Origin of the sequence: Kosakonia sp. H02 (assembly GCA_030704225.1) — a bacterium.
Lineage (GTDB): Bacteria > Pseudomonadota > Gammaproteobacteria > Enterobacterales > Enterobacteriaceae > Kosakonia.
This window is the reverse complement of the sequence record CP131915.1, coordinates 2,248,670-2,275,647: the sequence shown is the minus strand read 5'-3', so window position 1 is coordinate 2,275,647 and position 26,978 is coordinate 2,248,670. Positions and strand designations below refer to the sequence as shown.

General features: G+C 44.6%; 26 protein-coding genes and 1 pseudogene. 12 read left to right on the top strand and 15 right to left on the bottom strand.

What is annotated here, in order from left to right:
• Positions 1–13: 13 nt before the first annotated feature.
• Together Q5705_10780 and Q5705_10775 are read right to left on the bottom strand one after the other, a co-directional pair.
• Positions 14–268: a plasmid replication protein gene (locus Q5705_10780; GenBank protein WLI75095.1), complete on the bottom strand. Its 255-nt coding sequence runs from the start codon at positions 266–268 to the stop codon at positions 14–16.
• Positions 265–1,113 carry a replication initiation protein gene (locus Q5705_10775; protein WLI75094.1) on the bottom strand — a complete coding sequence of 283 codons (849 nt, stop codon included), beginning with the start codon at positions 1,111–1,113 and terminating at the stop codon, positions 265–267. Before Q5705_10775 ends, Q5705_10780 begins: the two co-directional genes overlap by 4 nt.
• A 559-nt stretch (positions 1,114–1,672) precedes the next feature.
• Between Q5705_10775 and Q5705_10770 the strand changes: the two genes are divergently transcribed.
• Positions 1,673–2,086, top strand: a complete 414-nt coding sequence (locus Q5705_10770) for a hypothetical protein (GenBank protein ID WLI75093.1) — start codon at positions 1,673–1,675, stop codon at positions 2,084–2,086.
• A 317-nt stretch (positions 2,087–2,403) separates the two neighbouring features.
• Here Q5705_10770 and Q5705_10765 read toward each other — a convergent pair whose 3' ends face one another.
• The 3 genes from Q5705_10765 to Q5705_10755 all read right to left on the bottom strand — a co-directional run bounded on the left by Q5705_10765 (position 2,404) and on the right by Q5705_10755 (position 5,036).
• Positions 2,404–3,075 (bottom strand): hypothetical protein, encoded by a 672-nt coding sequence (locus Q5705_10765; protein WLI75092.1) that lies wholly within the window; start codon positions 3,073–3,075, stop codon positions 2,404–2,406.
• 286 nt (positions 3,076–3,361) lie between these two features.
• A complete protein-coding gene (locus Q5705_10760) occupies positions 3,362–4,630 on the bottom strand; it encodes a relaxase/mobilization nuclease domain-containing protein (GenBank protein ID WLI75091.1) in 1,269 nt (422 codons plus the stop codon).
• Entirely contained in the window at positions 4,599–5,036 is a 438-nt protein-coding gene (locus Q5705_10755) for a hypothetical protein (GenBank protein WLI75090.1), read from the bottom strand. Before Q5705_10755 ends, Q5705_10760 begins: the two co-directional genes overlap by 32 nt.
• A 245-nt stretch (positions 5,037–5,281) precedes the next feature.
• On the opposite strand from Q5705_10755, the gene Q5705_10750 reads away from it, so the two are divergent.
• The 5 genes from Q5705_10750 (at position 5,282) to Q5705_10730 (ending at position 11,322) form a co-directional block, all read left to right on the top strand.
• Complete coding sequence (locus Q5705_10750; GenBank protein ID WLI75089.1) at positions 5,282–5,467, top strand: hypothetical protein; 186 nt, start codon at positions 5,282–5,284, stop codon at positions 5,465–5,467.
• A gap of 785 nt (positions 5,468–6,252) precedes the next feature.
• Positions 6,253–7,524, top strand: coding sequence for a DNA methyltransferase (locus Q5705_10745; protein WLI75088.1), 1,272 nt, complete (start codon positions 6,253–6,255; stop codon positions 7,522–7,524).
• Positions 7,525–7,534: 10 nt separating this feature from the next.
• On the top strand, positions 7,535–9,622 hold the full coding sequence (locus tag Q5705_10740; protein ID WLI75087.1) for an AAA family ATPase: 2,088 nt from the start codon (positions 7,535–7,537) through the stop codon (positions 9,620–9,622).
• Entirely contained in the window at positions 9,615–10,256 is a 642-nt protein-coding gene (locus tag Q5705_10735) for a hypothetical protein (GenBank protein WLI75086.1), read from the top strand. Before Q5705_10740 ends, Q5705_10735 begins: the two co-directional genes overlap by 8 nt.
• Positions 10,243–11,322: a hypothetical protein gene (locus Q5705_10730; GenBank protein WLI75085.1), complete on the top strand. Its 1,080-nt coding sequence runs from the start codon at positions 10,243–10,245 to the stop codon at positions 11,320–11,322. The genes Q5705_10735 and Q5705_10730 overlap by 14 nt, the downstream gene beginning before the upstream one ends.
• A gap of 1,420 nt (positions 11,323–12,742) precedes the next feature.
• Here Q5705_10730 and Q5705_10725 read toward each other — a convergent pair.
• Positions 12,743–13,525, bottom strand: coding sequence for a hypothetical protein (locus Q5705_10725; protein ID WLI75084.1), 783 nt, complete (start codon positions 13,523–13,525; stop codon positions 12,743–12,745).
• A 94-nt stretch (positions 13,526–13,619) separates the two neighbouring features.
• Between Q5705_10725 and Q5705_10720 the strand changes: the two are divergent.
• The 5 genes and pseudogenes from Q5705_10720 to lipA all read left to right on the top strand — a co-directional run bounded on the left by Q5705_10720 (position 13,620) and on the right by lipA (position 17,453).
• Positions 13,620–13,922 (top strand): annotated as a pseudogene (locus tag Q5705_10720) (serine-type D-Ala-D-Ala carboxypeptidase).
• 102 nt (positions 13,923–14,024) lie between these two features.
• Entirely contained in the window at positions 14,025–14,288 is a 264-nt protein-coding gene (gene ybeD / locus Q5705_10715) for a DUF493 family protein YbeD (GenBank protein ID WLI75083.1), read from the top strand.
• Positions 14,289–14,375: 87 nt separating this feature from the next.
• Positions 14,376–15,017 carry a lipoyl(octanoyl) transferase LipB gene (lipB, locus tag Q5705_10710; GenBank protein WLI75082.1) on the top strand — a complete coding sequence of 214 codons (642 nt, stop codon included), beginning with the start codon at positions 14,376–14,378 and terminating at the stop codon, positions 15,015–15,017.
• Positions 15,018–15,323: 306 nt separating this feature from the next.
• Entirely contained in the window at positions 15,324–16,277 is a 954-nt protein-coding gene (locus Q5705_10705) for a YbeF family transcriptional regulator (GenBank protein WLI75081.1), read from the top strand.
• A gap of 210 nt (positions 16,278–16,487) precedes the next feature.
• Positions 16,488–17,453, top strand: coding sequence for a lipoyl synthase (gene lipA, locus Q5705_10700; GenBank protein WLI75080.1), 966 nt, complete (start codon positions 16,488–16,490; stop codon positions 17,451–17,453).
• 68 nt (positions 17,454–17,521) lie between these two features.
• Here lipA and tatE read toward each other — a convergent pair whose 3' ends face one another.
• Together tatE and Q5705_10690 are read right to left on the bottom strand one after the other, a co-directional pair.
• Positions 17,522–17,719 carry a twin-arginine translocase subunit TatE gene (gene tatE / locus Q5705_10695; GenBank protein ID WLI75079.1) on the bottom strand — a complete coding sequence of 66 codons (198 nt, stop codon included), beginning with the start codon at positions 17,717–17,719 and terminating at the stop codon, positions 17,522–17,524.
• 128 nt (positions 17,720–17,847) lie between these two features.
• Entirely contained in the window at positions 17,848–18,636 is a 789-nt protein-coding gene (locus Q5705_10690; GenBank protein ID WLI75078.1) for a deaminated glutathione amidase, read from the bottom strand.
• A gap of 89 nt (positions 18,637–18,725) precedes the next feature.
• Between Q5705_10690 and crcB the strand changes: the two genes are divergently transcribed.
• Positions 18,726–19,109, top strand: a complete 384-nt coding sequence (crcB, locus tag Q5705_10685; GenBank protein WLI75077.1) for a fluoride efflux transporter CrcB — start codon at positions 18,726–18,728, stop codon at positions 19,107–19,109.
• 58 nt (positions 19,110–19,167) lie between these two features.
• On the opposite strand, the gene cspE is transcribed toward crcB, so the two are convergent.
• The 7 genes from cspE to Q5705_10650 all read right to left on the bottom strand — a co-directional run bounded on the left by cspE (position 19,168) and on the right by Q5705_10650 (position 26,925).
• Entirely contained in the window at positions 19,168–19,377 is a 210-nt protein-coding gene (gene cspE, locus Q5705_10680) for a transcription antiterminator/RNA stability regulator CspE (protein WLI75076.1), read from the bottom strand.
• Positions 19,378–19,560: 183 nt separating this feature from the next.
• On the bottom strand, positions 19,561–20,124 hold the full coding sequence (pagP, locus tag Q5705_10675; GenBank protein ID WLI75075.1) for a lipid IV(A) palmitoyltransferase PagP: 564 nt from the start codon (positions 20,122–20,124) through the stop codon (positions 19,561–19,563).
• Between the two features lie 159 nt (positions 20,125–20,283).
• The gene (locus tag Q5705_10670; protein WLI75074.1) at positions 20,284–23,403 is read right to left on the bottom strand and encodes an efflux RND transporter permease subunit; all 3,120 of its coding nucleotides are present in this window, start codon (positions 23,401–23,403) and stop codon (positions 20,284–20,286) included.
• Positions 23,400–24,845, bottom strand: coding sequence for an efflux RND transporter periplasmic adaptor subunit (locus Q5705_10665; GenBank protein ID WLI79011.1), 1,446 nt, complete (start codon positions 24,843–24,845; stop codon positions 23,400–23,402). The genes Q5705_10670 and Q5705_10665 overlap by 4 nt, the downstream gene beginning before the upstream one ends.
• Complete coding sequence (locus Q5705_10660; protein ID WLI75073.1) at positions 24,845–26,098, bottom strand: TolC family protein; 1,254 nt, start codon at positions 26,096–26,098, stop codon at positions 24,845–24,847. Before Q5705_10660 ends, Q5705_10665 begins: the two co-directional genes overlap by 1 nt.
• A 12-nt stretch (positions 26,099–26,110) precedes the next feature.
• Positions 26,111–26,458: a copper-binding protein gene (locus Q5705_10655; protein ID WLI75072.1), complete on the bottom strand. Its 348-nt coding sequence runs from the start codon at positions 26,456–26,458 to the stop codon at positions 26,111–26,113.
• A 59-nt stretch (positions 26,459–26,517) separates the two neighbouring features.
• Positions 26,518–26,925 carry a DUF2946 domain-containing protein gene (locus Q5705_10650; GenBank protein WLI75071.1) on the bottom strand — a complete coding sequence of 136 codons (408 nt, stop codon included), beginning with the start codon at positions 26,923–26,925 and terminating at the stop codon, positions 26,518–26,520.
• Positions 26,926–26,978: the final 53 nt, after the last annotated feature.

Sequence of the window (26,978 nt, the reverse complement as noted above, 5' to 3'; positions counted from 1 at the left end):
GAAATGATATGCTTTATTTGTTTTTCGTTAATGCTAAATATCGTCTATAATATGCAATTGCGCTATATTTTGTTGTGTTCATTTTTTCAGCAACTTCTTTCCATTTTAAACCTGATGATCTTAGTTCAAAAGCAAGCTTTCTTCTTTCTGTTGCTACCCTTTCGTAATTCTCTCGGCTAATGCCGTAATATTTAATCACTGTTGAACGAGATACACCTGCAGCCTTAGCTAAGTCTTTTGCTTTAATTAATTTCCCATGAATTATCATAATAATGTTTCCAATGCTATTTCTAATTTTTTTTGCGTTTTTCTTGTTTTTTTTGCTCTTATTGATTGTATTGTCGAAAATTTCTGAACTGAAAAATTACGCCATGTCCATTTACAAATACTGCTACAAATTTGTTTTGTCTCTTCATGAGATAATGGATTATACGGGTTGCTATGATTATTAAGTAAAGTCGCTTTTGATAGCATGTCATAAAAAAAACAACGATAGTTTTTACTTTTTTTAAAAATTAATACTTCTTTATAAGCAATAATTCTTAAATCTTCGAACAAGTTAACGTTGCGGCCCAGCCCATGTATAACACTTTTCTTTTTACTCGAAATTCTTATTTTGTCTGGAATAAAATCTAAGAGGTATTGTAAATCATATGCTGAAGTATTTGTCCATGTCGTTCTCCATTCATGCATGTTGAGAGGATTTTTCATTAAAACATCAGCATAAGCTCTGTCTGCATCTAACCTTTCTGTAAATCCACTCTGAACAATAGCGGCCAATTTTAAAGGCTTATCTCTTGCCATGTCTGTTTTTAATACCGGATTTTTTAAAGCATAAAGTAAATGAGCATGGCCATTTTTTATGTTTTGTATGATCGTATTTGGTATTGGTAAACCAACTAAGTCCCATGCGACCGCTCCATATTTGTGATCTACATCAAAAACCAAACCGTTAAAAAAAGATTTATTATTAAAACAAATATATTTCTTTAGAAGGGCTTTGTCTTTAGGGGCTCTGTATACCCCATCTCTAAAATCATCACAGCATAAAGCATATTTTTGAATTTGCAGCTTGTATTTTTCTACATTATATATATTTTCGTCATTTAACATTTATAATCTCCTTATTGTATTCTCATTTTATTGTGTTTTTCTAAAAAGGAAATACAATTATATTTTATAGTTATTTAATAATGGGTTTTAAAAGTTTGTCAAGTGTCTAAAAGCCATATCAGATATTAGGTGTTTCTTGTGGGGTTATAATAACAAGAGGGGAATTCTTTAATGCCAATATAAATGATGATATTTTTATTTTTAAGTGCGGCTCATAAATCATTATTGAATATTGTAATATGATTAATCTTTATCTCATAAAAATTAAATATTGATCGCAGGTCTTTTAATTTAATTGTTAATTCAATAATCTGATTTTGTCAAATTTTAATGGTTAAACTTCAACCTCAACTTCAACTTCATTTATATTCAAATCAGACATTTTAAATTTATAACAACAGTATTCGTAAGCTTTAGGAGATATAGAATGTATAAGTTAATTTTTTCTAATTAATACCTATGGTTGTTTTTATTTTGGTGATGTGGTTCATTAGTTGACAATTTAAAAAAAGCATATATAAGTAGTTAGATTGATATAGTTAAATTTAAGGATGGCATCATGCAGAATACAGAGTTTAATATTATGGAGAGATATTTGATACTGCTCGATAAGTTTGTCGATAAAATTATCGAATCAGGCGTTTCTGAACAACAATTGATCGAGAAGTCGTATCTGTTCTGTGCAGGGTATTATATTAAGTACCAGCAAGAAATTGAAAGTCTAACATTCTCAAATAAAGATGTCGTTTTAACATTTCTATTATTTTCATACTACAATTATATTAATGGGTTAGATAATAATTTAATTGACAAAGTAAGGATGAGAAGAACATGTTCATTACTTATTAATTTCATTGTCGATAATGGTAGTCAGACAGAAAAAATTTATGTGCAGGAAAAGAAGAAGTACAAATCTTATACATTGAAAAGGGATTTATCAGTAAAGAATAAAAGGAAAAAATATGGTTTATAACAATATAAAAACTTCCGTGATTTAAATTTAAGGCTTTCACTTTATTATCAGATGCCTACATGAAAAATGCCAAAACTTACATAGCTTGCTTCAGCACAAGCAATGTAGAAATCAACTTTATCTCCTTTAAACATAATCGTGATTGTTTCGTTGTTTTCACGGAGTACCGATGGCAGGGATGTATATCTTTGTCTGGAACTGGCCGTTATGCTTATTGTATAAACATTTATCTTTGCTGCCAGAAGGGCTCAGGCTGTAAGATTTGTTAAGGATGATAACATATTTTATTCGTGATTTTACCGTTCAAGATTTTAATTTTAAAATTTTAATGACTTAATAATTCTTCTGAGTGCGTTATCAAACTTTTGGCTTCTTCTCTTTATCCATTTAATGCAGGTAAAGCTTCCAATTCGTGAAGCGAAATAGGTTAGCCACATATATTTGTGTTCATCAAAAACATATCCAGATTTAAAACCCCAGGGCAACACAAAAAATGAAACAAATGCAGTGCAACAAAGCAAGATAAATATGGTCGAAAAAAAATTAGGAACAGGCATCGCCCTAAAATAAAATGCCATCGAAGTGTTAGGGAAAAGTACGGTGAGAAACGCCGGGATAATAACTGTCTTTCTATCTAAGTTGACTTCGTATTCACCAGTGGTTGCATTAACAATGAGAGCATCTTTGAAGACACTAAATGAACCATCAACTCTATACTGGCGAAGCTCGTATTTACACATTTTGTGAGATTTTCTAAATGCGATACCAAAGGCTGGAATCTGTGTCTCATCCCCAGTATCGGTTTTAACCCAAACCTGGTCAGTGATTGGGAGGGGACTAATGACAGTTGCAGAAAAGGTCTCAACGAACATGTAGGTTTCGCCGAACAACTCGAATTTGGGTGTTGTCATCTCAGCTTTCGTTTCTCGGCGACTTAACGGGTCAATGCTAACTTCTTCATTGCAGTGTTTCGTGATGGGGCTGCTCATACAAATTCCTATGTTTAAGATGAAATCAGATTTGATGATGTATGAAATCGTTTAGGTCTAAAGATGGAATAGTAACTGCCATTTCCAGAACCGGTGAATTAAGGAAAAGGATATAGGCTAGTTAAATCATAATGTTAGCATTACAGTGTGAACTAACATTTTGACTGGGTTTACAGGAAACGCAAATCACTTGTACCGATCGATTAACATATAATGATAGTTTGTATCTATCAACAGATCCATATCGATCGGTATAAACGATCAATTTAGCGAGTTATGTTGCTTACTAAAATCTACATGTAAGGTGGTAATGTTGCCTTGGTGGCACTAAATTGCTGTCAAGTAAAGGCGCCTTAAGAGTGTTTTTGGGATTGATGGGATGGATTTCTATCTTCATCGCTTCAGTGATGACTTGGTGCTTTGCGGGGCGTTTAAGAATTGGGATTTTAAGTTGTTTCAGCAGACGATAAATCGTATCAAGGTAAGGTATGGTTTCCATCCATCTGAATGCTGAGACCTCGTAGCTTTGATTAGGCATCTCTTTTACGGCTTTAGTTGTTATCGCTTTATTACTCCCTGCTAAAGCTTCCGAGGAACACTTCTCTTCTACATAAGCGACAGCACTTTCGTCTTTACCTGCATGCCTATCAATAATAAATGCTTCGAAGGAGTTTTTAACGGTTTCCTTTAAGATTTCGTTTGCATTCGCTTTAGTGATAGTTGCTTTTAGGTCAAACAGAAAGCCGTTATCGCGTTCCGGTCTATAATCGAGTTTACCCTGCAAGGTCGACCATGAATAACACTTAGCTAATTGCGAAGCTTTGAAAGCAATCCCGGCGTATTCGAATGAGAAACCATTCATTTTACCTGTAGATGTGATATTGGGTAATGCATTAATATTTCGTTCAAAAAGCTGTTGGACAAACTCAGTGGTCGATACTCTTTTAGAAACTAACGTCTCTAAAGCGTTCTGGATGATGGTTTTTGGGCATTGTTCACCTGTCCTTTTCTCTTGCATCGCTTCATTTCGTGTTTTTTTTCGTTTTAGTTTAGGGCAGGGCAATGCTGAAGAGGTTTTTGTTTTAGGGCCTTTAGTTCTTAGTAGCGAATAGTCGTGTTCAAGCTGTTGGATAATGCGTGTACTAATCAGGTTTTCATTTTTTCCGAGATAGAGTTTGCCTGTATTACGGTCTATGCGGCTGGCGATAATGTGGATGTGTTGACCGACCGCATCGTCATGCAACACGTAGCATCTGAGATGCGTTTCCGAGAAGCCGATGCGCTTCATATAGTCATCAGCTATAGCGGACCACTGAGCATCGGTTAGCACTTCGTCCTTTGGTAAACGAAGCGAATTGTGCCAAACAGGTTTATCCACATCAGGGCGAAGCGTTTTTGTTAGATTGAATTCAGTGATCAGATCTTTCGCTGCACATCCATCCATATTTCCCCCGATCACGACAGGAGCTACCCTATGATGAGAATCTGGTTTTAACGTATAGAGGACGATCCCGATAAAATTCTTACCTCTGCGGATCTTTTGCATTCCCTTCATCGGAGTCTCCCCACAAGTCGGCGGTGATGAGATGTAAGCGAAGATCGGTAATTTGTCGCTTCACTGCAAATAGTTCCGTTTTTGTCAGGTGGCTTCCGGTACTTTTGTTATCAAGGTGGGCAACAATTTTATTTAGTTTCTGTGAAAGGTCAGCTAAAGATCTCCATGCTTCTATATTAATAGCTGGAACAACACCAGGAAGCGCATTAAGAAAAGATAAACGAAGCCATTCCCCTTTGCGATGGCTGCCACGTTTATCATTTAGAAGCGTTAGCTCTTCATTATTAAGCCTGACACTCACACAATGAGAACGAAGTTGCTTCTGTGGAAGCTTCGTTTCGCTACCGCTTCTATAATGGGAACGCTTACTAAAGGTGGTCTTGATAAAGTTATATTTTTTGACCATACGAACTCCTATCAATTTAAATAAGTAAAAAAACATTCATTAATATTTATTTATATGTTAGAAATGGATAATGTCAATATATGCTTTTTTTTGATTTTAATTTTTTTCAACTGTAAGGCGAAAAAACAAGGGAGAACTCGAAGAAGCAGCGTAGCGCTTCGTAGAGTTAGCCCTTGCTTGTTTACAAAATAATAAAAAGAGATATATGTATTAAATAAATTTAAATATATAAAAGAGGATTGGCAATGGATAAGAAATTAACATGGTTTACGATTGGTAGTATAGTGAATATCAATGATTTCGCTGATGAGAACAAAGGAGGTCTTGAGAGTAAAATGCTTGTCAGGGTTAAGCACTTAGGTGGTCATGAGCAAATATATGTATATGTTGGTTTGAATAAATTAGAAGCAACAAAGGATGAGTTAATATAATTCTTCTTTGTTGCTGATGAGAGTGATAATTATTATGAGATAGTTGAAGTTATTTAATCTGTGATTTTAATTGAGTTTTTCTTGATAATAGATCATTAACTATATCATTTTTTCAATAATTATCTTCAGGTATTCAGAAATCACAATAATAATGTTGTCATTTTCCTTGATATAGGGAGAGTTTATATTAATATCATTGTTGTTATATGTCGCCTTTGCTTCAATAAGAATATGGCAATGAAGAACTTTGTTATTAAGTTCATCGCAACATTCGAAAGCTTCACTATCGCTTCAAAATAATTATAAACGCTATTGTTCTTTTTATCAAAAACTAAAAAAATTACGTCTTTTCCAAAAAATGTATCCAGACCATAGATTGCAATAACAATATATCTTGCTAGCATTGCCAATACCTCATTTTGCGATGATTTCAAATATTTTATGAGAGTCTTAAAAAAAACATAAATATTTTTCCTTTTTGTGATCTGAAAACTGGATTTTCTCTCGATTTAAGTTTTCCAAAGGCGTTTAGGTGTTCAGGTAAAGCGATGGTGTATGCCGAAGCAAATAGGATTATATATTTTTTAAAATAAAAGTTGAGTAAATTCAGTTTCTTATATGCTTTTTGTTGAGTTGGGGGGAAGAATCTATACATGGAGCCTTCAACTCAAACATGCGGTTAAGTTATTGAATAACAAAAAAGATTGCACTTTTTTTGCGTTTGTTTATAATGCAATAACTACTAATAGATTAATTGAATTGCTGAAATTTGGGTGTGCGGACATATGAATGGTATAGAGAGTTTATTAAAACAACAAGATTTGTCTGTGCCATTAAGCACTGCTCAAGGTGTTTCTAATGTTCCTTTTCAAAGATGGTTTAAATTTAAGGAAGCGTTTTCCCCAAAATTCGTACATGATACTATACAGAAGTCCCTCATCAAAGTTGATAAGATACTTGATCCTTTTGGTGGATCTGGAACGACAGCACTTACATCTCAATTAATGGGAATAAATCCAACGACAATAGAAGTTAATCCTTTTCTAGCCGATTTAATAGAAAGTAAATTAACTGAATATAACACTCAAAAATTAATTTCAGATTGGGTCTTTGTTTCTAAAAATGTAGGGTTAGAAAATCCATCGTTAGATACAATGTTTTCAAATGCCCCAAAAACTTTATTTGAAGACAAAGACGTTGAACGATGGATTTTTAATCGTGAAATTATATTCAGGATTGCTCAATATAGAGAAATTATAAAGAAACTTGATGATTTAAAAAATTCAAGATTATTCAGAGTGCTACTTGGTAGCATTATGATTCCATTTAGTAATGTTATAATTAATGGTAAAGGACGCCGGTATAGAAAAAACTGGGAGATTCTTTCATTCACGAAAAGTGCATTCGATGAAGCTTTCAGACTAAAGGTTGAAGAAGCTATTTTTGATATAGTTCGATATTCCAATATAAAGTCTGGAACTTATGATTTCTTCAACGGGGATTCCCGAAGTGTACTTAGTAGCTTGGATTGTAAACAAGATTTAATAGTTTTCTCGCCACCCTATCCTAATAGTTTTGATTACACTGATATTTATAATGTTGAGCTTTGGGCATTAGGTTATCTAAATAGCGCAAGTGATAATAAGCTATTACGCTCAAATACATTACGTTCCCATGTCCAAATAAAAATGGATGCATCACCAATGCCTGATTCTTTAACTTTGTCATCAACATTAGAAAAATTAGATGCTAAAGTTAAACTGCTTTGGAATAAAAACATTCCTTCAATGGTAAATAACTATTTCTATGATTTAAATGTTATCTTAGAAAACTCAATGCGATTGCTCAATAATAACGGAATGGCTGTTGTCGTTATTGGCGATAGCAAATATGTAGATGTGAAAATTGATACTGTAAAAATAACATGTGAACTTGCTAAAAAAATCGGATTTACAGTTAGAGAGACTCAAGAAATTAGGATAATGAAAGCCAGTGCTCAGCAAGGGTGGTCAAAAAGTCTGAGCGAAACAGCAATATACTTAGGTAAAGATATTTAAGGGAATGACAATGATCAAACTTCCAGTAATTCGTTCTGTGGATATTAATAATTATCAAGTTTATCAAAATGACACTAATTCTGGAATATCCCATATTATTCATGGCGGAGTTCATTTGATCATTGGTGTTAATGGACTTGGCAAAACAACATTGCTAAATGCGCTTTACCGTGTATTAGTTGGTCCTAAAGATGTTCCCAAAAACGATACTGCACTTTTAGGAAGCGCTGGCCACACCCTTACGGGTTGGCGGAATAGCAACTATTTTCGTTCGAGGGTTAAAGATGGGGCCTTAAATGCAACTATTGCTTGTAAAATTTCTTTTGGGGATGAATATTTAGAAATCACAAGGAAATTGTCGAATTTAGAAGTGATTTCATTGAAATTAAATGATGTCATTTTACCTTCTTCACAAGATGAGTATGAAAAAGTCGTAGTCGATATATCTGGAACCGCTGATTATGTAGATTTCTATTCAATTGTTAAATATCTCATTTTCTTTCTTGAAGACCGAACTGAACTTATTTGGGATGAAAGAGCACAATTCGAAATGCTTCGAATTTTATTCTATGATGCTGAATCATCGAAAGCAGCAGTTGCTCATTATGATCGCGCACAGAAAGCTGATAGTAAATATCGTAATATTCATGCCTCACTTAAAACTATAAAAGACAGAATAGCAGAACAAAGCAATCAGGAAGTCGAGGGAGCAAAAGCGCAGTTTCTGATTGAAAAGGCCAAATTAGCAGCCTTAGAAGAAAAATTAGCATCAACGCTTGAAACGCAGCAACAACAAATAAACAATATTGATGAAGCTAAATTGGCGCGAGCAACAATCTCCCGCGAATTAGATGAATTAAAATATGCTGTAGATTATAAACAACATCTTATTTATGAACATTTTCTCCCGACACAAGACTCTGCTATAGAATATGTATTAAGAAATTTAAGTTCTGGAAATGGTTGCTTAGCGTGTGGTAATAAGAGTGCTTCAAGTGAATATTTCGAGGAAAAATTCAAAGTACTTCATCAATGTCCTATATGCAACTCAGCATTAGAGCAACAAAATGTTAATACTATTGATCTTGATGTATTAAATAAAGATCTACAGGTCCTATATAGAAAAATTGAGATCCTTGAAAAATCTTATGCTTCTCAAGATGTTTTGCTTGAAAAATTTAAGAATGAGCTTTATAAAACTGAAACTCTACTTGGCGAGACTTTAATAGATTTAAAGTCGACTCAAAAACAAGTCAGGAAAATAGAAAGCGATCTACCTCCAGATGAATTTGAATTACAAGAGTTACGACGTATAGTTGCATATCGAGAAATTGAGCTGCGTCAGGAAGATCGTATTAGAATTGATTCACATAATGAATATGTTAAGATTCTTGAGAGTAATAATTCTTCATTACAAGATAAGATGAAATTATTAGAGGTTAAATTTTCATATTACAGCAAAAACCTTTTGGCAGAAAAAGTTTTTATTAAATGTGAGAAACAACCCAGAAAAATAGGTCAAGGTATTCCTTCAATAGAATTTCCTTCCTTCAAAGTATTAATGACATCAGGCGTTTTTGATAGAGAACCGTCGCGGCGGGACGATGCTAATTCCGTTTCAGAATCACAAAAAGAGTTTATTGATTTAGCGTTTAGATTATCATTAATTGATATCATTACTAATGAAAATAATTCTCCTGCTATGATTGTAATGGAGACGCCAGAGGCTAGCTTAGATAGCTTATTTATGCATAATGCAGGTAGACTCTTTCGTGAGTTTTCATATGCCCAAGGTCAACGAAATGTATTTCTCGCCAGTACCAATCTAAATAAAAGCGAAATGATACCAACGCTGTTAGGTTCTATAAATTCACCAAAAATCTTTGATAAAACTGATATAGACTTGATACTAGATAGGGCTGGTGTTGAAGAGGATAAGGTAGAAGTTGGAGTTATTCCACCTAACCAGCGTGCTAATCACATAATAAACCTGTTGGAGTTATCTGCACCAAATCTTTCGTTGAAAACTCACAGAGATGAGTATTTTGATATGTATAATAAAGCTGTATATCCTGAAGGAGGCAAAATAAATGAATAAACAGACTCGCTTGGCCTCATTAGGATGGTTGACGCTTTTTTTTGAGGCGGCTGAAAGATGTGCTCTATATCCCATTTCTATGGAGATGTTGCATAGATTCATTTATTTAGCAAATGTGTTATCCCCATTGTCTAAGGTAAAAATGCCTAATGAATACACGCTAAAACATCGTCGTGGACCATATTTTCCGCAAGCCCAATATGATATTGGTATTCTCGTTGCACAAAGAGTTATTGAGGCCACTGATATCTCTGTGATTCAGGATGAATATGGATTTTGGTTAAAAGGTAATTATCGGATAACGAAGTATGGCTTATCTATTACAGATAAAATAAATGAACAGTCAATTTTAGAAAACTATTCTTTCTTTCTGCGAGAGTTTTTTGGAGCTTTATCTCTGCTTCATCACGAAGAAATATTAAATATAAATAGCTACGAGATACACTATAAAGCAGTAGAGGATGGTCAGGGCGTTGATATTTCAATTCCTGATAATAATTACACAAGATATGCTGTTTCAAAATTATTTCCTACAAGTCGCTTGCAAACACCAAGAGAAGGTATTCATCGCTACATTTCATATTTAACTAATACCCTCCATGTGCAAGAGGAGAATTATCATGAAGATAGATAAAAATAAATTTAATGAAATGATGAATCCTGAAGGTGTAGCTTTGACTCAAAACAGCATACCTGATTCTTGTAATAGTTTACCGTCAGGAGCTATTTCTGACCCCTATAATTTTGCTGCAAATGTTAAAGCCTTTCTTAGAAAAAGGATGCGGTTTGTTAATGACAAATTAACCGGCGATTGTTTGTTTATTCTTATCCCTAACGAAATAAAAAGAGATGTAGAGCATTTGGGGAAGGGAGTTGATAGATTTTTTTCATCAATGAATATAGGGATAAAAGGCAAAGTAATTCTTTCATTAGATGTGCGATTATCTAAGGTTAGAATATTGGATGTAGGTTGTGATTCCAGCACAGACGAAATAGAAATGCATAATATTTTTTCGGCAGAGATTGAAAAAATATTAAGCTTAAGTCCTGTCAATATTAGTTATTGTCAATACGCTCATGATTGTTCCATGCTTAGTGCTTTCCCAGACGCAAAAAACGCTGATGCTGATGCAGATATCTATGATCTAAATGCTAAACAAATTACTTACAATTGTGCTGAGCTTGAAAAGCACACTGACGATTTTTATCAAAAAGAACTTAAATATCCCAGTTCCACTATGATGATCTGGGATAAGCAAACTGAATTTAAACTTATAGCAAAAGCTGAGACACGTATTTCCGCAAGATTGGGAGATAGCTTGCAAAATAAGTTAGGTAAGGAAAATGTAGCTGCTGAGCCTAATGTGAACAGTGGAAGGATTGACATCTTTATTCATTCGAATGCGATGGGTGTAGATCAAGGTCCATGCATTATTGAGCTAAAAGTATTGAGGCATGAAAAAAGCGATAACTACAACCGACGCTGGTTATATAAGGGAGTCTTACAAGCAAGAGACTATGCTTTAGATATGGATGCCAAATCTAAATATCTTTTTTCATTTGATGGGCGTGAAAAGAATAGTGAGTTTGCTGTTATCCCATTAGTCGCGGGAAAATATGATGTGAAATACATAAACTATAGAATGTACAATAAGACAGACCTGGCTCGTGATGAGGAAATTGAAAATCAAGCTGTTTAGTTTGATACGGTAGTTCATATAGAATTCATTGAAGGTATGTTAGAAAGTAGAACAAGCTTTACATCCCATTGTAAAGCCTGTTCTATTTTACTATCATATGTTTTGTGTGGGCTTGAATTACTACTTTAGTATGTCTATCTTGCCCATCAATAGTTATATACTGAATGCTTATAAATCGCTTTTTTAACGAATAGTCTTCTTTTTTTATTAAGAATGTATATACTTTTCATAAGCATAAATGCTGCCAACTGATTATAATCAAACCGATATGTATCAATAGGATCTGATGGTATCAATGATGGTATCATACCCTCTTTGGTAAATTTTAATCTCTTAAGATCATAAGGATAGTTGCGATGTTCGAGTCCGGCCTTCGCACCAAGTCACTAAATTCCTTACAATACAGCTAGTTAGACGATTAAATCTGTCTCTTTTGCCTGTAAGAAATGCTCTGTTATGTCCCTTGAAAAAGCCGCTGTGGTTGATAGTGGTAATTGGGATGTTAACTCATAGCGGCGTGTAGTTCCAAGCGTCAAACACGTACTGACTCAACTTGAAAGCTATGACGTAGCCACCGTCTCTAAACAATCCCTGAAACTTACAGCGAGGCGCATTCCGCCCGATGCTCCCTTATGCCACACGTCGGGATGACGTTGCAGGGAATAAACAGGTTTATGGTGATATTCGTACCTGCACACGATATGCAGGCTCTGTCTCCGTCTGGCTCACGGTTCCCGTTGAGGATACACGAGCGCGCTGATAAGCCACGTTGTAATGACATAACCCCGGATGATGTCGCGCCGCTCCGCTTGATGTTGTATCACCAATCGGGCATTAGGTTTGTTATGCCTAAAATCAGGGAGAATGGGGCAAGGCTGGAGAGATCCAGCCTTGGCGGTCATCTCACTTTCTTGAAGATAAGCAGGATCAGAGGGACGCAAACAGCGAAACCAATGACAGAGGCTAACGCCGAATCAGAGTGATTTTGCGATAGCTCCATAACAAACAACGTTAGCTGAGAAGGTGTAAAATCCCATCCTTGGCTTACTGTCTCTGAAAAGTTAACGGCGAAGACAAGATCGAAGTAAAGCACGATAACGTAATAGGTTACGCAGATCAGCACGATACTTACCCATCTGATCCAGAACTTCTTATTCATCATCTCACCTTTTTAAAGATAAGCAGAATAAGAGGCACGCAGATCGCAAAACCAAAAAGGGCGACAGTAAAAATGCCATCAGTGGCTTGCATGATCGAGTCTATCGAAGCTTGGTAAGCTTTTAATGAGATTGGGCCAGAAAAACGCATACTTTCTCTTTCCCTGAATGCACTAAAAGTGAATGTTGATGCTATCAGAGTAATAAAGTAGCAAAGTGATACAGCGACTATTCCAGCCCATCTAAGAATGGTTTTAGTTGAACTACTCATCATAATCTCCAAGAACACCGCCAACATTTTCGCCTGAGTATGGAGAAATCGAACCTATTGTAGACATTGTTTCTGCGGCGTATCGTTTGGCTTTGCCTGCCCTTCCTTCCGGGGATACGTGTTGTCCGTTCACGTTCGGATACAGGTTTTTAAACTCGTCAGTAACTTCTACAACAGCCATTGACTGTAGGCTACGGCTTTTGCTGAGAAGATAAGTTTGCAGTGATACTGGTATGGTAAAATGCTCTTCTGATTCAATAGGAAGCTGAGTATTTTTTGAGCTGTAGCTTGTATCAAAGATCGTTGAGCCTGCGGCTTTTATGCCAGCAACAGTGTGCGTTGTGCAGTTGCTTCCCGTTACATCGTAGGAGTCAATAGAGTGACCAGTTCGATCTGTAGCACTGTTTTCCTCTATCCCTTTGGGCTTTCGCCCCCCTTTCCACAAATTTTCAAAGAAAGCACGGGTTTCTGGTATGCCAGCATCATTGATTTTAAAAACTCGAGCGTTGTTTTCGTAAAGTTCTTTTCTGTAATAGTCTCGGGCATCATCACCTTTCATAAAATCGAGAATGCCATCACCCGTCATCCCAAATGGCCCACCAGTTCGTCCGTATCTGCCATAGGTGTAAAGGTATACAGTATTGTCTTCATGCACGGAAACAAAAGCATGTCCGGTTTCGGTCCAGATGTAAACACCGTTCAATAGCTGGTTATCTTCTGGCTTGCAGGTGTCAGCAAAGCTGTTTTGCTTCTTCGCTGCCAGTGCGTGCTGCACTGGCTCTACAGGCGCTATAGCCCAAGAAGGGGTATTAACCTCAACGGTGCCAGGCGCGATGAGAAAATTAGTGCCCTGTGGACAACCGCAGTGATTCGCTTCTGAGCCAGCCTGGTTCGGCGACAGCGATCGCGCTTCTCTGGGCGTCGATAAAGACGTGTACCTGACCATTCCTCGCGGTCGTATGAAAGATCTGAAAGCGAGTTATGTGTTGAATACCAGCGAGTTGCACGCGCCGCTGCAAAAAAATCAGGTCGTGGGTTCGATTAACTTCCAGCTTGATGGCAAAACCATTGAACAGCGTCCGCTGGTGGTGTTGCAGGAAATTCCTGAAGGCAACTTTTTCGGCAAAATCATTGATTACATTAAATTGATGTTCCATCACTGGTTTGGCTAAAAATTGAACACTTGAAAGTGTGATCTCTGCCCCCATATACTTAGCATCTCAAAAACTCCTGCCCCTTCGGCAGGAGTTGTTATTTTTTACGCCGGAGCTGACATGAAAACCAATCTTAAAGAACTGCTTGAATTCCCGACTCCCTTTACTTACAAAGTGATGGGTCTGGCGAAACCAGAGCTGGTTGATCTGGTGGTTGAAGTGGTACAGCGCCATGCGCCAGGTGACTACTCTCCGCAGGTAAAACCGAGCAGCAAAGGCAACTACCACTCGGTCTCGATCACCATCACCGCGACGCATATTGAGCAGGTTGAAACGCTGTACGAAGAGCTCGGCAACATCGAAATTGTTCGTATGGTGCTGTAATCGTCCAGGACGTTGCCCGGAGCCATTCGGGTAACGTTTTCGCTGTGATATACTCCCCGCACTCTTTTCTCCGCCGGAGATGCCGTTTTGTCTCAGGACACCATTCTTATCCGTAATCTGGGCTTACAGCCTTATGAGCCTGTCTCCCGGGCGATGCACGAATTTACCGATACCCGCACCGATACCACGCCTGATGAAATCTGGCTGGTCGAGCACCATCCGGTTTTTACCCAGGGTCAGGCGGGCAAAGCTGAGCATGTGCTGGCTGCGGGCGATATTCCGGTCATTCAAAGCGATCGCGGCGGCCAGGTGACTTACCACGGGCCGGGTCAGCAGGTGATGTATGTATTAATTAACCTGAAGCGTCGCAAAATTGGCGTACGCGAACTCGTTACGCTGCTGGAAAATACGGTCATTAATACACTGGCGTCGCTGGATATCGAGGCGAAAGCGCGGGCCGATGCACCAGGCGTTTACGTACAAGGTAAGAAAATTTGCTCGCTGGGTTTGCGCATTCGTAAAGGCTGCTCATTTCATGGCCTGGCACTGAATATCGATATGGATCTGGCGCCGTTTCTGCGCATCAATCCCTGCGGTTATGCCGGTATGGAAATGACGCAGGTCAACCAACTGGCGGCTAATGCGGATATGGATAAAATAAGGACAATTCTTATCCAGCAGTTTTTAGCGCTACTAAACAATCCACCACATCAATATATGGGTGCTTAATATATGATGTATTTTGACCCGCAATTTGTGCGGGTCGTTATTTATTTGGCCTGTTAGCGCTTTACAATAGAAGCCATATTCTCTATTTTCAACCTGCCTGCCTTTTCTGGCTATTAAGTTTCTTAATGCTTCGCCAGACTTCGTATACGTGCTTCAGGCCAATCATTTCTCGAATGCATTGCCCGGCATCGCGATGAAAAATCTACGTAATGATGAGATGAGACAGGACGTTGACTCAGAGCAATAACGATCATAAAAAACAAATTCAACTATCATTCATATTGCGAATGAAAACGGAGCACAAGCGTGGATAATAATAACCTGCCGGAAAAGCGAATAACCGTGCGTCCCCAGGACGATAAGCCGCAAATCTTCCGCACGCTGCGCAATATTGATCTCAATTTATTGACTATTTTTGAGGCAGTATATGTCCACAAAGGGATAGTCAATGCGGCGAAAGTGCTCAACTTAACACCTTCCGCTATTAGCCAGTCCATTCAGAAATTGCGCTCGATATTTCCCGACCCGCTTTTCATTCGCAAAGGTCAGGGCGTTACGCCAACGGCCTATGCTTCCCATTTGCACGAATATATCAGCCAGGGGCTGGAGTCTATTCTCGGTGCGCTGGATCTCACCGGCAGTTATGACAAGCAGCGAACAATTACCGTCGGCACCACGCCTTCTGTCGGCGCGTTAGTCATTCCCGTCATCTTTCAGGCAATAAAAGAGAGCGCACCACATCTGATGATGCGTAATATTCCGGTCAACGATGCTGAAAGCCAGCTCAGCCAATTTCAGACCGATTTAATTATCGATACGCATATTGCCAGCTCGCGAACCATCAGCCATCACGTGCTCTATAGCGACCGGCTAATGCTGGTGTGCCGTAAAGGGCACCCTTGCCTGAATGAACCGATCAACGAACTCGTTTTGCAGAAATATGAGCACACGCTGTTGATGATGGAAGGACAAAATCTGAGCGCGTTGCGTCAGCGGATGCAGGATCTCTTCCCGGAACGGCAGGTGACGTTTAGCAGTTACAATATGTTTACTATTGCAGCACTGGTCGGCAACAGCGATCTGCTGGGTCTGATGCCCATGCGTTTGTATGAATTGTTCCGCGGTTGCTGGCCGCTGGTCGAGATACCTTTTTCGCCTGTCAATAACGAACGCCTCGATATCTCGCTTTATTACAACAAGTTAAGTTTGCGCGATCCGGTACTGGAAAATGTTATCGATGTGATCCGACGGGCTTTTTAACGCTCGTACACGCCAGGTGAAACGACTTCCCCTTACTGGGCATCTGGCTCAAAACAACAACTATTTTACAAATTGGCCAGTTGTCAGGCTGCTTTCTGCTCTTCATCAATGGTATACTGCGCGTACGTTAATTCAAAAATAGTTGATAAATACAACGTTCACTTGAATTGAAATGCCTTCTTCGTTATCCGCAACTGGAACACGCACGCTATGAGTAAACCCATTGTGATGGAACGCGGTGTTAAATATCGCGATGCCGATAAAATGGCTCTTATCCCGGTTAAAAATGTGGTGACAGAGCGCGAAGCCCTGTTAAGAAAACCGGAATGGATGAAAATCAAACTCCCGGCCGACTCCTCCCGTATCCAGGGTATTAAAGCCGCCATGCGCAAAAACGGGCTGCACTCTGTGTGCGAAGAAGCATCCTGCCCGAACCTTGCTGAGTGTTTCAACCACGGTACGGCGACTTTTATGATCCTCGGCGCAATCTGTACGCGTCGCTGCCCATTCTGCGATGTGGCACATGGTCGCCCTGTCGCGCCGGATGCGAACGAACCGCAAAAACTGGCGCAGACGATTGCCGATATGGCGCTGCGTTATGTCGTGATCACCTCTGTTGACCGTGACGATCTGCGCGATGGTGGCGCTCAGCACTTTGCCGATTGCATCACCGCTATTCGTGAAAAAAACCCGTCGATCAAAATCGAAACGCTGGTACCGGATTTCCGCGGCCGTATGGATCGCGCGCTGGATATCCTCACCGCCACGCCGCCAGACGTCTTCAACCACAACCTGGAAAACGTACCGCGTGTTTATCGCCAGGTGCGTCCGGGCGCGGATTACAACTGGTCTTTAAAGCTGCTGGAGCGCTTTAAAGAAGCCCATCCGGAGATCCCAACTAAATCCGGCCTGATGGTCGGTTTAGGCGAAACAAACGCAGAAATTATCGAGGTGATGCGCGACTTGCGTCGTCACGGCGTAACGATGCTGACGCTGGGGCAATATTTACAGCCAAGCCGTCATCATCTGCCGGTACAGCGTTATGTCAGCCCGGATGAGTTTGATGAGATGAAAGAAGAAGCGCTGGCAATGGGCTTCACCCATGCAGCGTGTGGCCCGTTTGTTCGCTCGTCATACCATGCAGATTTGCAGGCAAAAGGGATGGAAGTGAAGTAATACTTGCTTACACTCCAGACAAAAAAACCGGCTTGTTAGCCGGTTTTTTTTCGCCTGTCGTGGCGCGATTACTCTTTGTGAGAGAGTTTTTCTGCTGTGACAGCATCAGCGTCTTTTTTCGCTGCATCTTCGTCATTCATGGCTTTTTTAAAGCCCTTGATAGCCGCGCCCAGGTCGCCGCCCAGTGTACGCAGTTTCTTGGTTCCAAACAGCAGAACAACCAACGCGGCCACGACCAGCAGTTTAGTAATACTAATCTCACCCATAGATACCTTCTTTCATAAAACAGGCTGCATAAAGCGCCTTTGATAACCCGACATCATTAACGGTCATTCGGTGCGCGCACACAATAGCAATCTGTAACGAGATGAATCAAGTGTTGATTAAAAAAACATCACAACAATTGCGGCCCGGCAAAGCGCCGGTTGCGTAAAACAGGCAGTTTCTCCCGCGTTTGTGCAACACGCTCTGCCGTCACATCGGCAAATATTAACTGCGGTGCTTCAGCGGCAGCGGCAACTGTGACCCCTTGTGGATCAATAATCCGGCTTTGCCCGATATTCTTATTGCCACACTCACCCGCTGCCACCAGATAACAGGTGGTATCCAGCGCTCGCGCGGCCAATAGCGTCGCCCAGTGCATCTCCTTGAGCGGCCCGCGCACCCAGGCTGCTGGCAACACTAACAGTTCAGCCCCCTGAAGCGCCAGCGCCAGGGCAAGCTCGGGAAAACGCAAATCGTAGCAGGTCATTAATCCAACCCGCATACCGCCAACCTCAATGAGTGGCGCGATGTCATTACCTGCATCCACCCGCGCGGATTCTTGCATACTGAACGCATCGTACAAATGCAGCTTGGCATACTGGGCAATAATTGCGCCGCCACGCAAGACCACCAGCGTATTCACCGCCCTACCCTCAGTGGACGGAACATGAATGGTAAGTACCGTGGTCAGCGTATTGCGGCGGCTCTCCTCGCAAAGCAGGCTCAGGAAGCCGCCATCAAGCGCCTGAGCGGATTTCACCGACAGATGTGGGTCCGCATCATCACGCGCCAGTAACGCTTCTGGTAGCACCAACAGCGATGCGTGTTGCTGTGCTGCTTGCGCCATTAATACCACGCAGGTGCGCGCGTTGGTTTGCCAGTCTGGTGTCACCGCAAATTGTCCAGCCGCAACAATCATCACTTTTCTCCTTACAGTATTGCCATAGCCAGGCAGCGGGCATAACGATAGACTTATCACTCTAACAAATCAGATAGCAGGATTTCTCAGTGTTACAACTCCTTTTAGCGGTATTTATTGGCGGGGGCACTGGCAGCGTGGCGCGCTGGATGCTGAGCATGAAACTTAACCCGGCGCATCAGATAATCCCCCTGGGGACGCTGACTGCCAACCTGGCCGGTGCGTTTATCATTGGCATGGGGCTGGCGTGGTTTAATCGAATGACGCATATCGATCCGGTGTGGAAGGTTTTGCTGACCACCGGTTTCTGCGGCGGTTTAACGACGTTTTCTACCTTTTCAGCGGAAGTGGTGTTTTTGCTTCAGGAAGGACGTGCGGGTTGGGCGCTGCTGAACGTCGCGGTGAATCTGCTGGGTTCTTTCGCCATGACTGCGCTGGCGTTCTGGCTCTTTTCCGCTGCGAATGCGAATTGAAGGCAATAAAAAACCCGCCTTTCGGCGGGTTTTGAGATTCTTGCTGTACGCCCTGAATTTAGACAGGCATTACGTTAGCAGCAGATGGGCCTTTGGCACCGTTAGTGATTTCAAACTCAACGCGCTGGCCTTCAGCCAGGGTTTTGAAACCATTGCTCTGGATTGCAGAGAAGTGTACGAACACGTCTTTGCTGCCATCTTCCGGAGTAATGAAACCGAATCCTTTGGATTCATTAAACCACTTAACGTTACCTTTAATCTTAGACATCAAAATTACCTTTACATGAAAAAACGACACAAATGCTGTGTCGGGTATCAGTACATCAATTGTGGCGACTTTTGTCCAGTTGTTATTCGCTAAAAAGTGATAAATGTCGCGAAGTTTTTTTCCAGTGTGGGTTTATTCCGCGTTTTGCGACCTGATTAATAATTGCACACTGGCTTTTTAGGATTAGAACTGGAAACGCATCCAGGCGAAGTAAACGTTCCCGTTGTTATATGTGCCAGGAATGTAAGTCATCTGGAACGTTGCCGGGCCGTACCCCACTGAAGCCAGTGGCAGCAACACTGGAATCGGAATGTATTTCCAGTTATCACGCGCGGTCACCCCTGCGGTGTAACCTAAGCCCAGATGGAAATTGTCATCGGCCAGCGGTCGCCACGTCTTTTCCCAGCCGTAGCCACCAATCGGTTCCCACTTGTTATAGGAGTCTTTGAAAGCCATCAGGTAAAGCCCGTGCCAGTTCCCTTTTTCATCCCAGCGATCTTGCCCAAAACCCGCGCCCCAGGGCCGTTCGTTATAGCGATCGGTTTTGTCTTTGTCGTAGGCAAAACGCGCATGCCAGGTGATGGCAGGAACATACAATTCGTAATGCTCCGGCTGCTGCCAGGTTTGCTTGACGTTATCGGCAAAAACGGAATACCAGGGTTCGTCTGCCGCATGTACTGATGAAGCTAGCCAAAATTGACAACATAAAAACGCAATAAGATATTTAAAAAAATGATTAACAGACACCGCACTAATTCCATATTAAAAACCAATATTGATTTTCAAACAGGTTATCTGAATAGTTCCTTAACAAAATTAGATTAGTTCTGAAAGCGACCAGGAATGTTCGCATTTTCGCCCGACAATACAAAACGATGCGCCCCGCTCTGGGGCGCATAAATTCACTTATTGTTTACGATGCAGCAGGAAATAGAGCGCCGGGATCACCAACATCGACAGCAATGGCGCAGTGACCATGCCGCCAATCATCGGCGCGGCGATACGGCTCATCACTTCCGAACCACTGCCGCCGCCCCACATAATGGGCAACAGCCCGGCCATGATGGTCGCCACGGTCATCACTTTGGGCCGCACACGTAATACCGCACCTTCATGAATCGCAAGCAGCAAGGTTTTATTTCCCCCGTCGGGTTCACGGATACGATATTTCTCAAGGGCATGATTAAGATAAAGCACCATAATAACGCCAAACTCTGCCGCAACACCGGCCAGCGCAATAAACCCGACCGCGCCCGCAACCGACAAATTATATCCCAGCAACCACAGTAACCAGACACCACCAATCAGCGCGAAAGGTAATGTGCCCATAATTAACAAGGCATCGGAAACCCGTTTAAAGGTCATAAACAACAGCACGAAGATAATCACTAACGTCACCGGCAAGACAATTTTCAGCTTCGCCGTTGCGCGTTCGAGATATTCAAACTGCCCGGACCAGGAAAGCGATACGCCTTGCGGCAGCTTAACTTGCTGCGCCACGCGCTGCTGCATCTCTTCCACTGCCGATTTCAAATCCCGACCACGCAGGTCAACGTAAATCCAGTTCGACAAGCGCGCGTTTTCACTTTTCAGCATCGGCGGGCCTTCGGTAATGACAATTTCTGCCAGATCCCCTAACGCAATCTGGCTGCCATTTTCAGTGATCACCGGCAATGCGCGTAAATCGTCCACGTTATCGCGCAGTTCGCGCGGGTAACGCACGTTAATGGGAAACCGCTCGCGTCCTTGCAGCACTTCGCCAATGTTCTCACCACCGACCAGCGTAGAGACCAACGATTGCAGTTCTTTCACCGATACGCCATAGCGCGCAGCCTGTTGGCGGTTGATTTTAATATCGACATAGCGCCCACCGGCCAGCCGCTCTGCCAGCGCAGAAGTGACACCCGGCACCGTTTTCACCACTTGTTCGATTTCCTGCGCCACACGCTCGATATCGGCAATGTTATTGCCGTTCACTTTGATACCAACCGGGCTTTTGATGCCCGTTGCCAGCATATCCAGCCGGTTACGGATCGGCGGCACCCACACATTGGCAATACCCGGCACGCTGACGGTTTTATCCAGTTCCTCCACCAGTTTTTCCGGCGTCATGCCCGGTCGCCACTGGTCGCGCGGTTTAAAACGAATGGTGGTTTCAAGCATGGTCAGGGGGGCAGGATCGGTGGCGCTTTCCGCCCTTCCCGCTTTGCCGAACACGCTTTCCACTTCCGGAACGCTTTTAATTAACCGGTCCGTTTGTTGTAACAAGCGTCCGGCTTCCCTGGCGGAAATGCCCGGCAGTGTCGAGGGCATATACAACAAATCGCCTTCATTAAGCGGCGGCATAAATTCACTGCCGAGGCGGCTTAGCGGCCACAGTGTCGCCAACAGTATGAACAGCGCAATCGTCAGCGTCGCTTTCGGCCAGGCCAGCACTTTATCCAGTAGAGGTTCATAAAGACGAATCAAAAAGCGGTTGATGGGATTGGCTTTTTCATCCGGGATTTTGCCGCGAATAAATAGCGCCATCAGCACCGGCACCAGCGTGATGCCAAGCCCGGCCGCCACCGCCATCGCCCAGCTTTTGGTGAACGCCAGGGGGGAGAACATGTGCCCTTCCTGCGCTTCCAGCGAAAAGACCGGGATAAACGACAGCGTAATAATAAGCAGGCTGCAAAACAGCGCCGGCCCGACTTCCACCGCCGCCTGTTCCGAGAAGCGCCAGTAATCTGCGTTTTCAGGCTGGCGTCCAGGGTTATCGTGCCGCCACTGCTCCATCACTTTGTGCATGTTTTCGATCATCACAATCGCCGCATCAACCATTGCACCAATAGCGATAGCAATACCACCAAGCGACATGATATTGGCGTTGATGCCCTGGTAATGCATGACGATAAACGCCCCGAGGATCCCCAGCGGCAGCGAGACTATCGCCACCAGCGCCGAGCGAAAGTGGAACAAAAACAGGGTGCAGACCAGCGCGACAACAATAAATTCTTCAATCAGTTTATGGGTCAGAGTCTCGACTGCGCTCTCAATCAGCGTGGAGCGGTCATAGACCGGCACGATCGCCACCCCGGCAGGCAGTGTTTTTTGTATCTCATTGAGTTTGGCTTTTACGGCATGGATCGTCTCCAGCGCGTTTTTCCCGTAACGCATCACGATAATGCCGCCGGCCACCTCGCCTTCGCCGTTGTATTCCGCCACGCCACGGCGCAGCTCTGGCCCCAGACGGACGGTGGCGACATCGGAAAGCATCACCGGTACACCGTCGCGACTGGCGATCACAATCTGGCGAAAATCCGCCAGCTGCCGCAAATAACCGGTGGTGCGCACCATAAATTCAGCTTCGCCCATCTCCAGCAGTGCGCCGCCGCTCTCCTGGTTAGCCGCCTGCACCGCATTTACAATTTGATCGTGAGTGATATTGAGCGCCCGCATCCGTTGCGGATCCGGCACAATCTGATACTGGCGCACCATACCGCCAACGCTGGCGACTTCCGCCACATTCGGCACCGTTTTGAGTTCAAACTTCAGCGTCCAGTCCTGCAACGCGCGCAGATCCGCGAGGTTATGCTTGCCGCTGCGATCCACCAGCGCATATTCATAAACCCAGCCGACGCCAGTCGCGTCCGGCCCGAGGGCGACATTTACCCCGGCGGGCAGCGAAGACTGGATTTGGCTTAAGTTTTCCAGCACCCGCGAGCGCGCCCAGTAAAGATCGGTGTCATCTTCAAACAGCACATAGACATAGGCATCGCCAAACATCGAATAACCGCGCACGGTTTTTGCCCCCGGTACGGAGAGCATGGCGGTGGTCAGCGGGTAAGTAACCTGGTCTTCGATGATTTGCGGCGCTTTACCCGGATAGCTGGCGCGAATAATCACCTGCACATCCGAGAGATCCGGTAGCGCATCCAGCGGTGCGCGTTGCACCGACCAAATGCCCCAACCGGTGAGGATCAGCGCCGCCATCAGGATCAACAGGCGGTTACGTAAAGAGGCACGAATGACGGCAGCAATCATTTCATCGCCTCCTGCATCGGCATCAGGTGAGTGATAACCGCGCCCGCCTCGTCATCAAGCGTGAAACTGAACATCACCTTATCGCCCGGTTTGATCGCCGGATCGGGTTGTTTAAGCACAAAATCCATCGTCATTGCGCCCCAGTTCAGCGCCGGAATCGGCTGGTGCGACAGCGTAATGCTGCCCGCGTCGATGGCTTTGACTACCCCGGTAGACGCATATTCCTGCGCTTTTTTGGCGACAGGTTGGGATTCCGGCAATGCGCTGCGCAGGCTGGCTTCGGAATCGATCAGGAACTGGCCGGAAGTGACAACCGCGTCTCCTTCTTTTAACCCCGACACGACTTCTGTCCAGCCCTGCGCCTGACGCCCGGTGGTGATGTTTACCGCCTGGAAATGACCCTCGCCCGTCGCCAGCAATACGCGGCTGGCAGCGCCGGTCTCGATCAGCGCCTCTTCCGGGATCGCCAGCACCGCAGAGTGCTCCGCCGTTTCGGGCCGGGTAACGGTGAGGAACATACCGGGTTTCAGTTTTTGCTGCGGGTTTTCCAGCACAATGCGCGCTTTGAGCGTGCGGGTGGTGGTGTCGAGTTGCGGCAGTAATTCACTGACGCGGCCGTGGAACTGCTCGCCCGGCCAACTGGCCGACGTCGCCACAATATCACTGCCTGCGACCAGCGCCTGCGCCTGGCTTTGCGGATAATCTACCACCAGCCAGACGGGATCGAGGCTCGCCAGCTCGAACAATGTTTGCGTGGCGGCAACCTGCGCGCCCTCACGGGAATCAAGCTTGACCACGTAACCGTCGCGATCGGCCCGCAGCGTCAGGCGCGTTTGCGGTTTCCCGCTGCGCTCCACCGCCCGGATAATCGCTTCTGGCATAAACTGCAATGCCAGCCGTTCGCGCGCCGCGCGGGTTAGCTCGCCATCGCCCAACTGGCGCACCGCCAGATACTCCTGCTGCGCTGTGGTCCACTGAGGGATCCATAATTGCGCCAGCGCGTCGCCTTTTTTCACCCACTGCTGAGGCGCACGAACAAACAGTTTTTCGACCACGCCCGCGGCGGGCGACGGCACGCTCTGGATGCTGCGCTCATCGGTCGTCACCGTGGCATACGCCGAAAACGCACTGGCGAGCGGGCGTTTTTCCACACGGGCGGTCGTCATACCGAGGTTCTGTTGTTGCTGGGCACTGACGCTGACACCGCTGCTGGCAGGTGCGTCGTCGGCATATTTTGCCACCAGCGGCATATCCATAAACGGCGACTTACCGGGTTTATCGAAACGCTGATCGGGCACCATCGGATCGTACCAGTACAACACTTTGCGCACCTGTGCCTGATTGCTGGCTTCAGCAGGCGCAGAATGTTGCCGCCCGGCGAAATAGCCCGCGCCCGCCGCCACACACGCAGCAATTACCACCGCTAACACGGTTTTCTTCATCACATTACCTCCTGCGGAATCAGCCAACGGATCGCGGCCCATTTCTGCGCCATCTCTTTTTCGGCCTGATTAACGGCCAGTTCACTGTCGAGTACGCTGCGGCGCGCTTCCAGCGTCGCCGTGAGATCCGACTGCCCGGAGCGGTATTGCGCGGCCAACAGCGTGGCGCGGTTTCGCACCAGTGGCAGCACTTCATCCCGCTGGCGCAGCCATAAGGTTTGCGCGGCGTTATATTCCGCAATCAGGGAGTGCAACTGGGCAAGATGATCGCGCTCAGCGAGCGCTAACTGGTCATTGGCTTGCATGGTGCGGGAAACATCGGCGGCGTGATCTTTGTCCTGGCGACGAGACTGAAACAGCGGCAGGTCGACGGTAAACATCACCCCGGCCATATCTTCGTAACCCTCGGCGCGACGCCCGTACCACACTTCCACTTCGACATCCGGAATGGCAGCAATGGCAGATTCCGCCGAACGCGCTTTGGCACTGTTGGCAGCACTGGCAGCGGCAACAATATCCGGGTGCTGAACGATGCCCTGCTCCAACGTTTTTTCATCGGCGGGCAAGCGTTGGTAGCGAGGAAGATCGCCTGCAACGGCAGTGACGGTTTGCCCGGTCAGTTGCAGCAGGCGGGTTTGCGCCAGTTGCACATCTCTTTCGGCAAGTGTCACTTTATCGCGCATGGCGCTCAGGCCGACCTGGAAGGCCAGCACGCTATCCGGCATGGCATTGCCCGCGCCGACGCTGGCGCGTTGTGCGCCCTGCTGGCGCTCCGTTTCCGCCAGTAATTTACGTGCGGTTTGCAACGCCTGCTGCGAGAGAGCCAGATCGAGCCAGGCTTGCGCCACATCGCGCTGTAATGTGGCGCGTACCACGGTGGATTTGGCGTTCACGCTCTGCGCTTCGGCAAGTAGAGTGTCAGCTTTGCGGTCACGTTTTTCCGCACTCACATACTGCTGCATGATGCCGACCCGCTGCATGGTCATCCCTTCGCGGGTCAGGCGGCCATTGTTATTGCCCTGCACAGGGACGTTTTCAATGCCGAATTTGAGTTTCGGGTCAGGCAACTGACGGGCAGAATCCGCCATGGCATCCAGCGCCCGGGCTTCATTACGGTTGGCTGAGAGTTCAGCCGAGTAGCGCTCTGCGGCGGCCAGGGTTTGCGTCAGCGTCAGTGACTCCGCCTGTACGGCGGAGCACATCAGCCCAAGCAAGACCCCGCCGAGCCGCAGGCTCAGCGAGTATCGTTTCATCTTCGCTCCCGGTTACGGCTGTGGCGTCAATGAAACGAGCGTGTAGCCATTCTCGCTTTGGCTGAACGTGAAGCTGACTTTGTCACCCACGTTTACTTTCGGCAGTTGATTCCCCGGTGCAACGGCAAATTGCATGGTCATCGGCGGCCAGTTCAGCGCAGGAATAGCCTGATGGGCGATGGAGATCGCATCCGGGTTGATTTTTTTGATGGTGCCCTGGCTTTGATAAACCGGGTTTTGCATCGCCGCATGCCCGGACATATCGTGCATGCCGTGCATTGTATGCATCTCTTGCGCCTGGGCCGCAGAGAAGGAGAAAAGCAGCACGCCAGAGAGCATGCAGAGAAGATAAGAACGCATAATAAGACTCCTGTTAAACATTAATGAAATGAAATTCAATTCAATGCGTTAACAGTTATCTATTCCCGGAACCGGCAAAAACGGATCGTTGCCGGCGGGCCTGCGGCGGGTGGCGTTAACGCCCAACCATCGTGAGAGACGGACGAGCAAACAGGTTCGGCGACAGCCAGCGTCAGCGTGACAGGCAGCGCCACCAATGAAGGGTGATACGTATCTTTCTGCACCAGATCCGGCACGCAATGTTTTTCGCACAGCGGCGTTTTCATGGCGTGTGTCTGCGGCGCGTTATCACCCATCGACATATGGTTCATATGCTGAACCAGCATACTTTCACCCTGTACAGGCAAATCGCAGTCGTGGGAGGCAATCGCCACCTGACTCTGGAATAGCAGCCAACCAAATGCTATCAGCAGCATTAATAAATGCCGCTTAATAAAGCGCAATCGGTAAAGCCAGGCTGCGTGCATAACATCGCCATGGGTGAAAGGAAAGTAACGGCGAGTATAAGCAGCACCTTTTT

Coding starts and splice junctions, on each gene's coding strand:
- Q5705_10740 (WLI75087.1), top strand. CDS start 7,535: ATGATCAAACTTCCAGTAATTCGTTCTGTGGATATTAATAATTATCAA.
- Q5705_10775 (WLI75094.1), bottom strand. CDS start 1,113: ATGTTAAATGACGAAAATATATATAATGTAGAAAAATACAAGCTGCAA.
- tatE (WLI75079.1), bottom strand. CDS start 17,719: ATGGGTGAGATTAGTATTACTAAACTGCTGGTCGTGGCCGCGTTGGTT.
- lipA (WLI75080.1), top strand. CDS start 16,488: ATGAGTAAACCCATTGTGATGGAACGCGGTGTTAAATATCGCGATGCC.
- Q5705_10670 (WLI75074.1), bottom strand. CDS start 23,403: ATGATTGCTGCCGTCATTCGTGCCTCTTTACGTAACCGCCTGTTGATC.
- Q5705_10755 (WLI75090.1), bottom strand. CDS start 5,036: ATGGTCAAAAAATATAACTTTATCAAGACCACCTTTAGTAAGCGTTCC.
- Q5705_10760 (WLI75091.1), bottom strand. CDS start 4,630: ATGAAGGGAATGCAAAAGATCCGCAGAGGTAAGAATTTTATCGGGATC.
- Q5705_10730 (WLI75085.1), top strand. CDS start 10,243: ATGAAGATAGATAAAAATAAATTTAATGAAATGATGAATCCTGAAGGT.
- ybeD (WLI75083.1), top strand. CDS start 14,025: ATGAAAACCAATCTTAAAGAACTGCTTGAATTCCCGACTCCCTTTACT.
- Q5705_10690 (WLI75078.1), bottom strand. CDS start 18,636: ATGATTGTTGCGGCTGGACAATTTGCGGTGACACCAGACTGGCAAACC.
- Q5705_10770 (WLI75093.1), top strand. CDS start 1,673: ATGCAGAATACAGAGTTTAATATTATGGAGAGATATTTGATACTGCTC.
- Q5705_10655 (WLI75072.1), bottom strand. CDS start 26,458: ATGCGTTCTTATCTTCTCTGCATGCTCTCTGGCGTGCTGCTTTTCTCC.
- Q5705_10780 (WLI75095.1), bottom strand. CDS start 268: ATGATAATTCATGGGAAATTAATTAAAGCAAAAGACTTAGCTAAGGCT.
- Q5705_10665 (WLI79011.1), bottom strand. CDS start 24,845: ATGAAGAAAACCGTGTTAGCGGTGGTAATTGCTGCGTGTGTGGCGGCG.
- Q5705_10660 (WLI75073.1), bottom strand. CDS start 26,098: ATGAAACGATACTCGCTGAGCCTGCGGCTCGGCGGGGTCTTGCTTGGG.
- Q5705_10750 (WLI75089.1), top strand. CDS start 5,282: ATGGATAAGAAATTAACATGGTTTACGATTGGTAGTATAGTGAATATC.
- Q5705_10745 (WLI75088.1), top strand. CDS start 6,253: ATGAATGGTATAGAGAGTTTATTAAAACAACAAGATTTGTCTGTGCCA.
- Q5705_10765 (WLI75092.1), bottom strand. CDS start 3,075: ATGAGCAGCCCCATCACGAAACACTGCAATGAAGAAGTTAGCATTGAC.
- Q5705_10650 (WLI75071.1), bottom strand. CDS start 26,925: ATGCACGCAGCCTGGCTTTACCGATTGCGCTTTATTAAGCGGCATTTA.
- Q5705_10735 (WLI75086.1), top strand. CDS start 9,615: ATGAATAAACAGACTCGCTTGGCCTCATTAGGATGGTTGACGCTTTTT.
- cspE (WLI75076.1), bottom strand. CDS start 19,377: ATGTCTAAGATTAAAGGTAACGTTAAGTGGTTTAATGAATCCAAAGGA.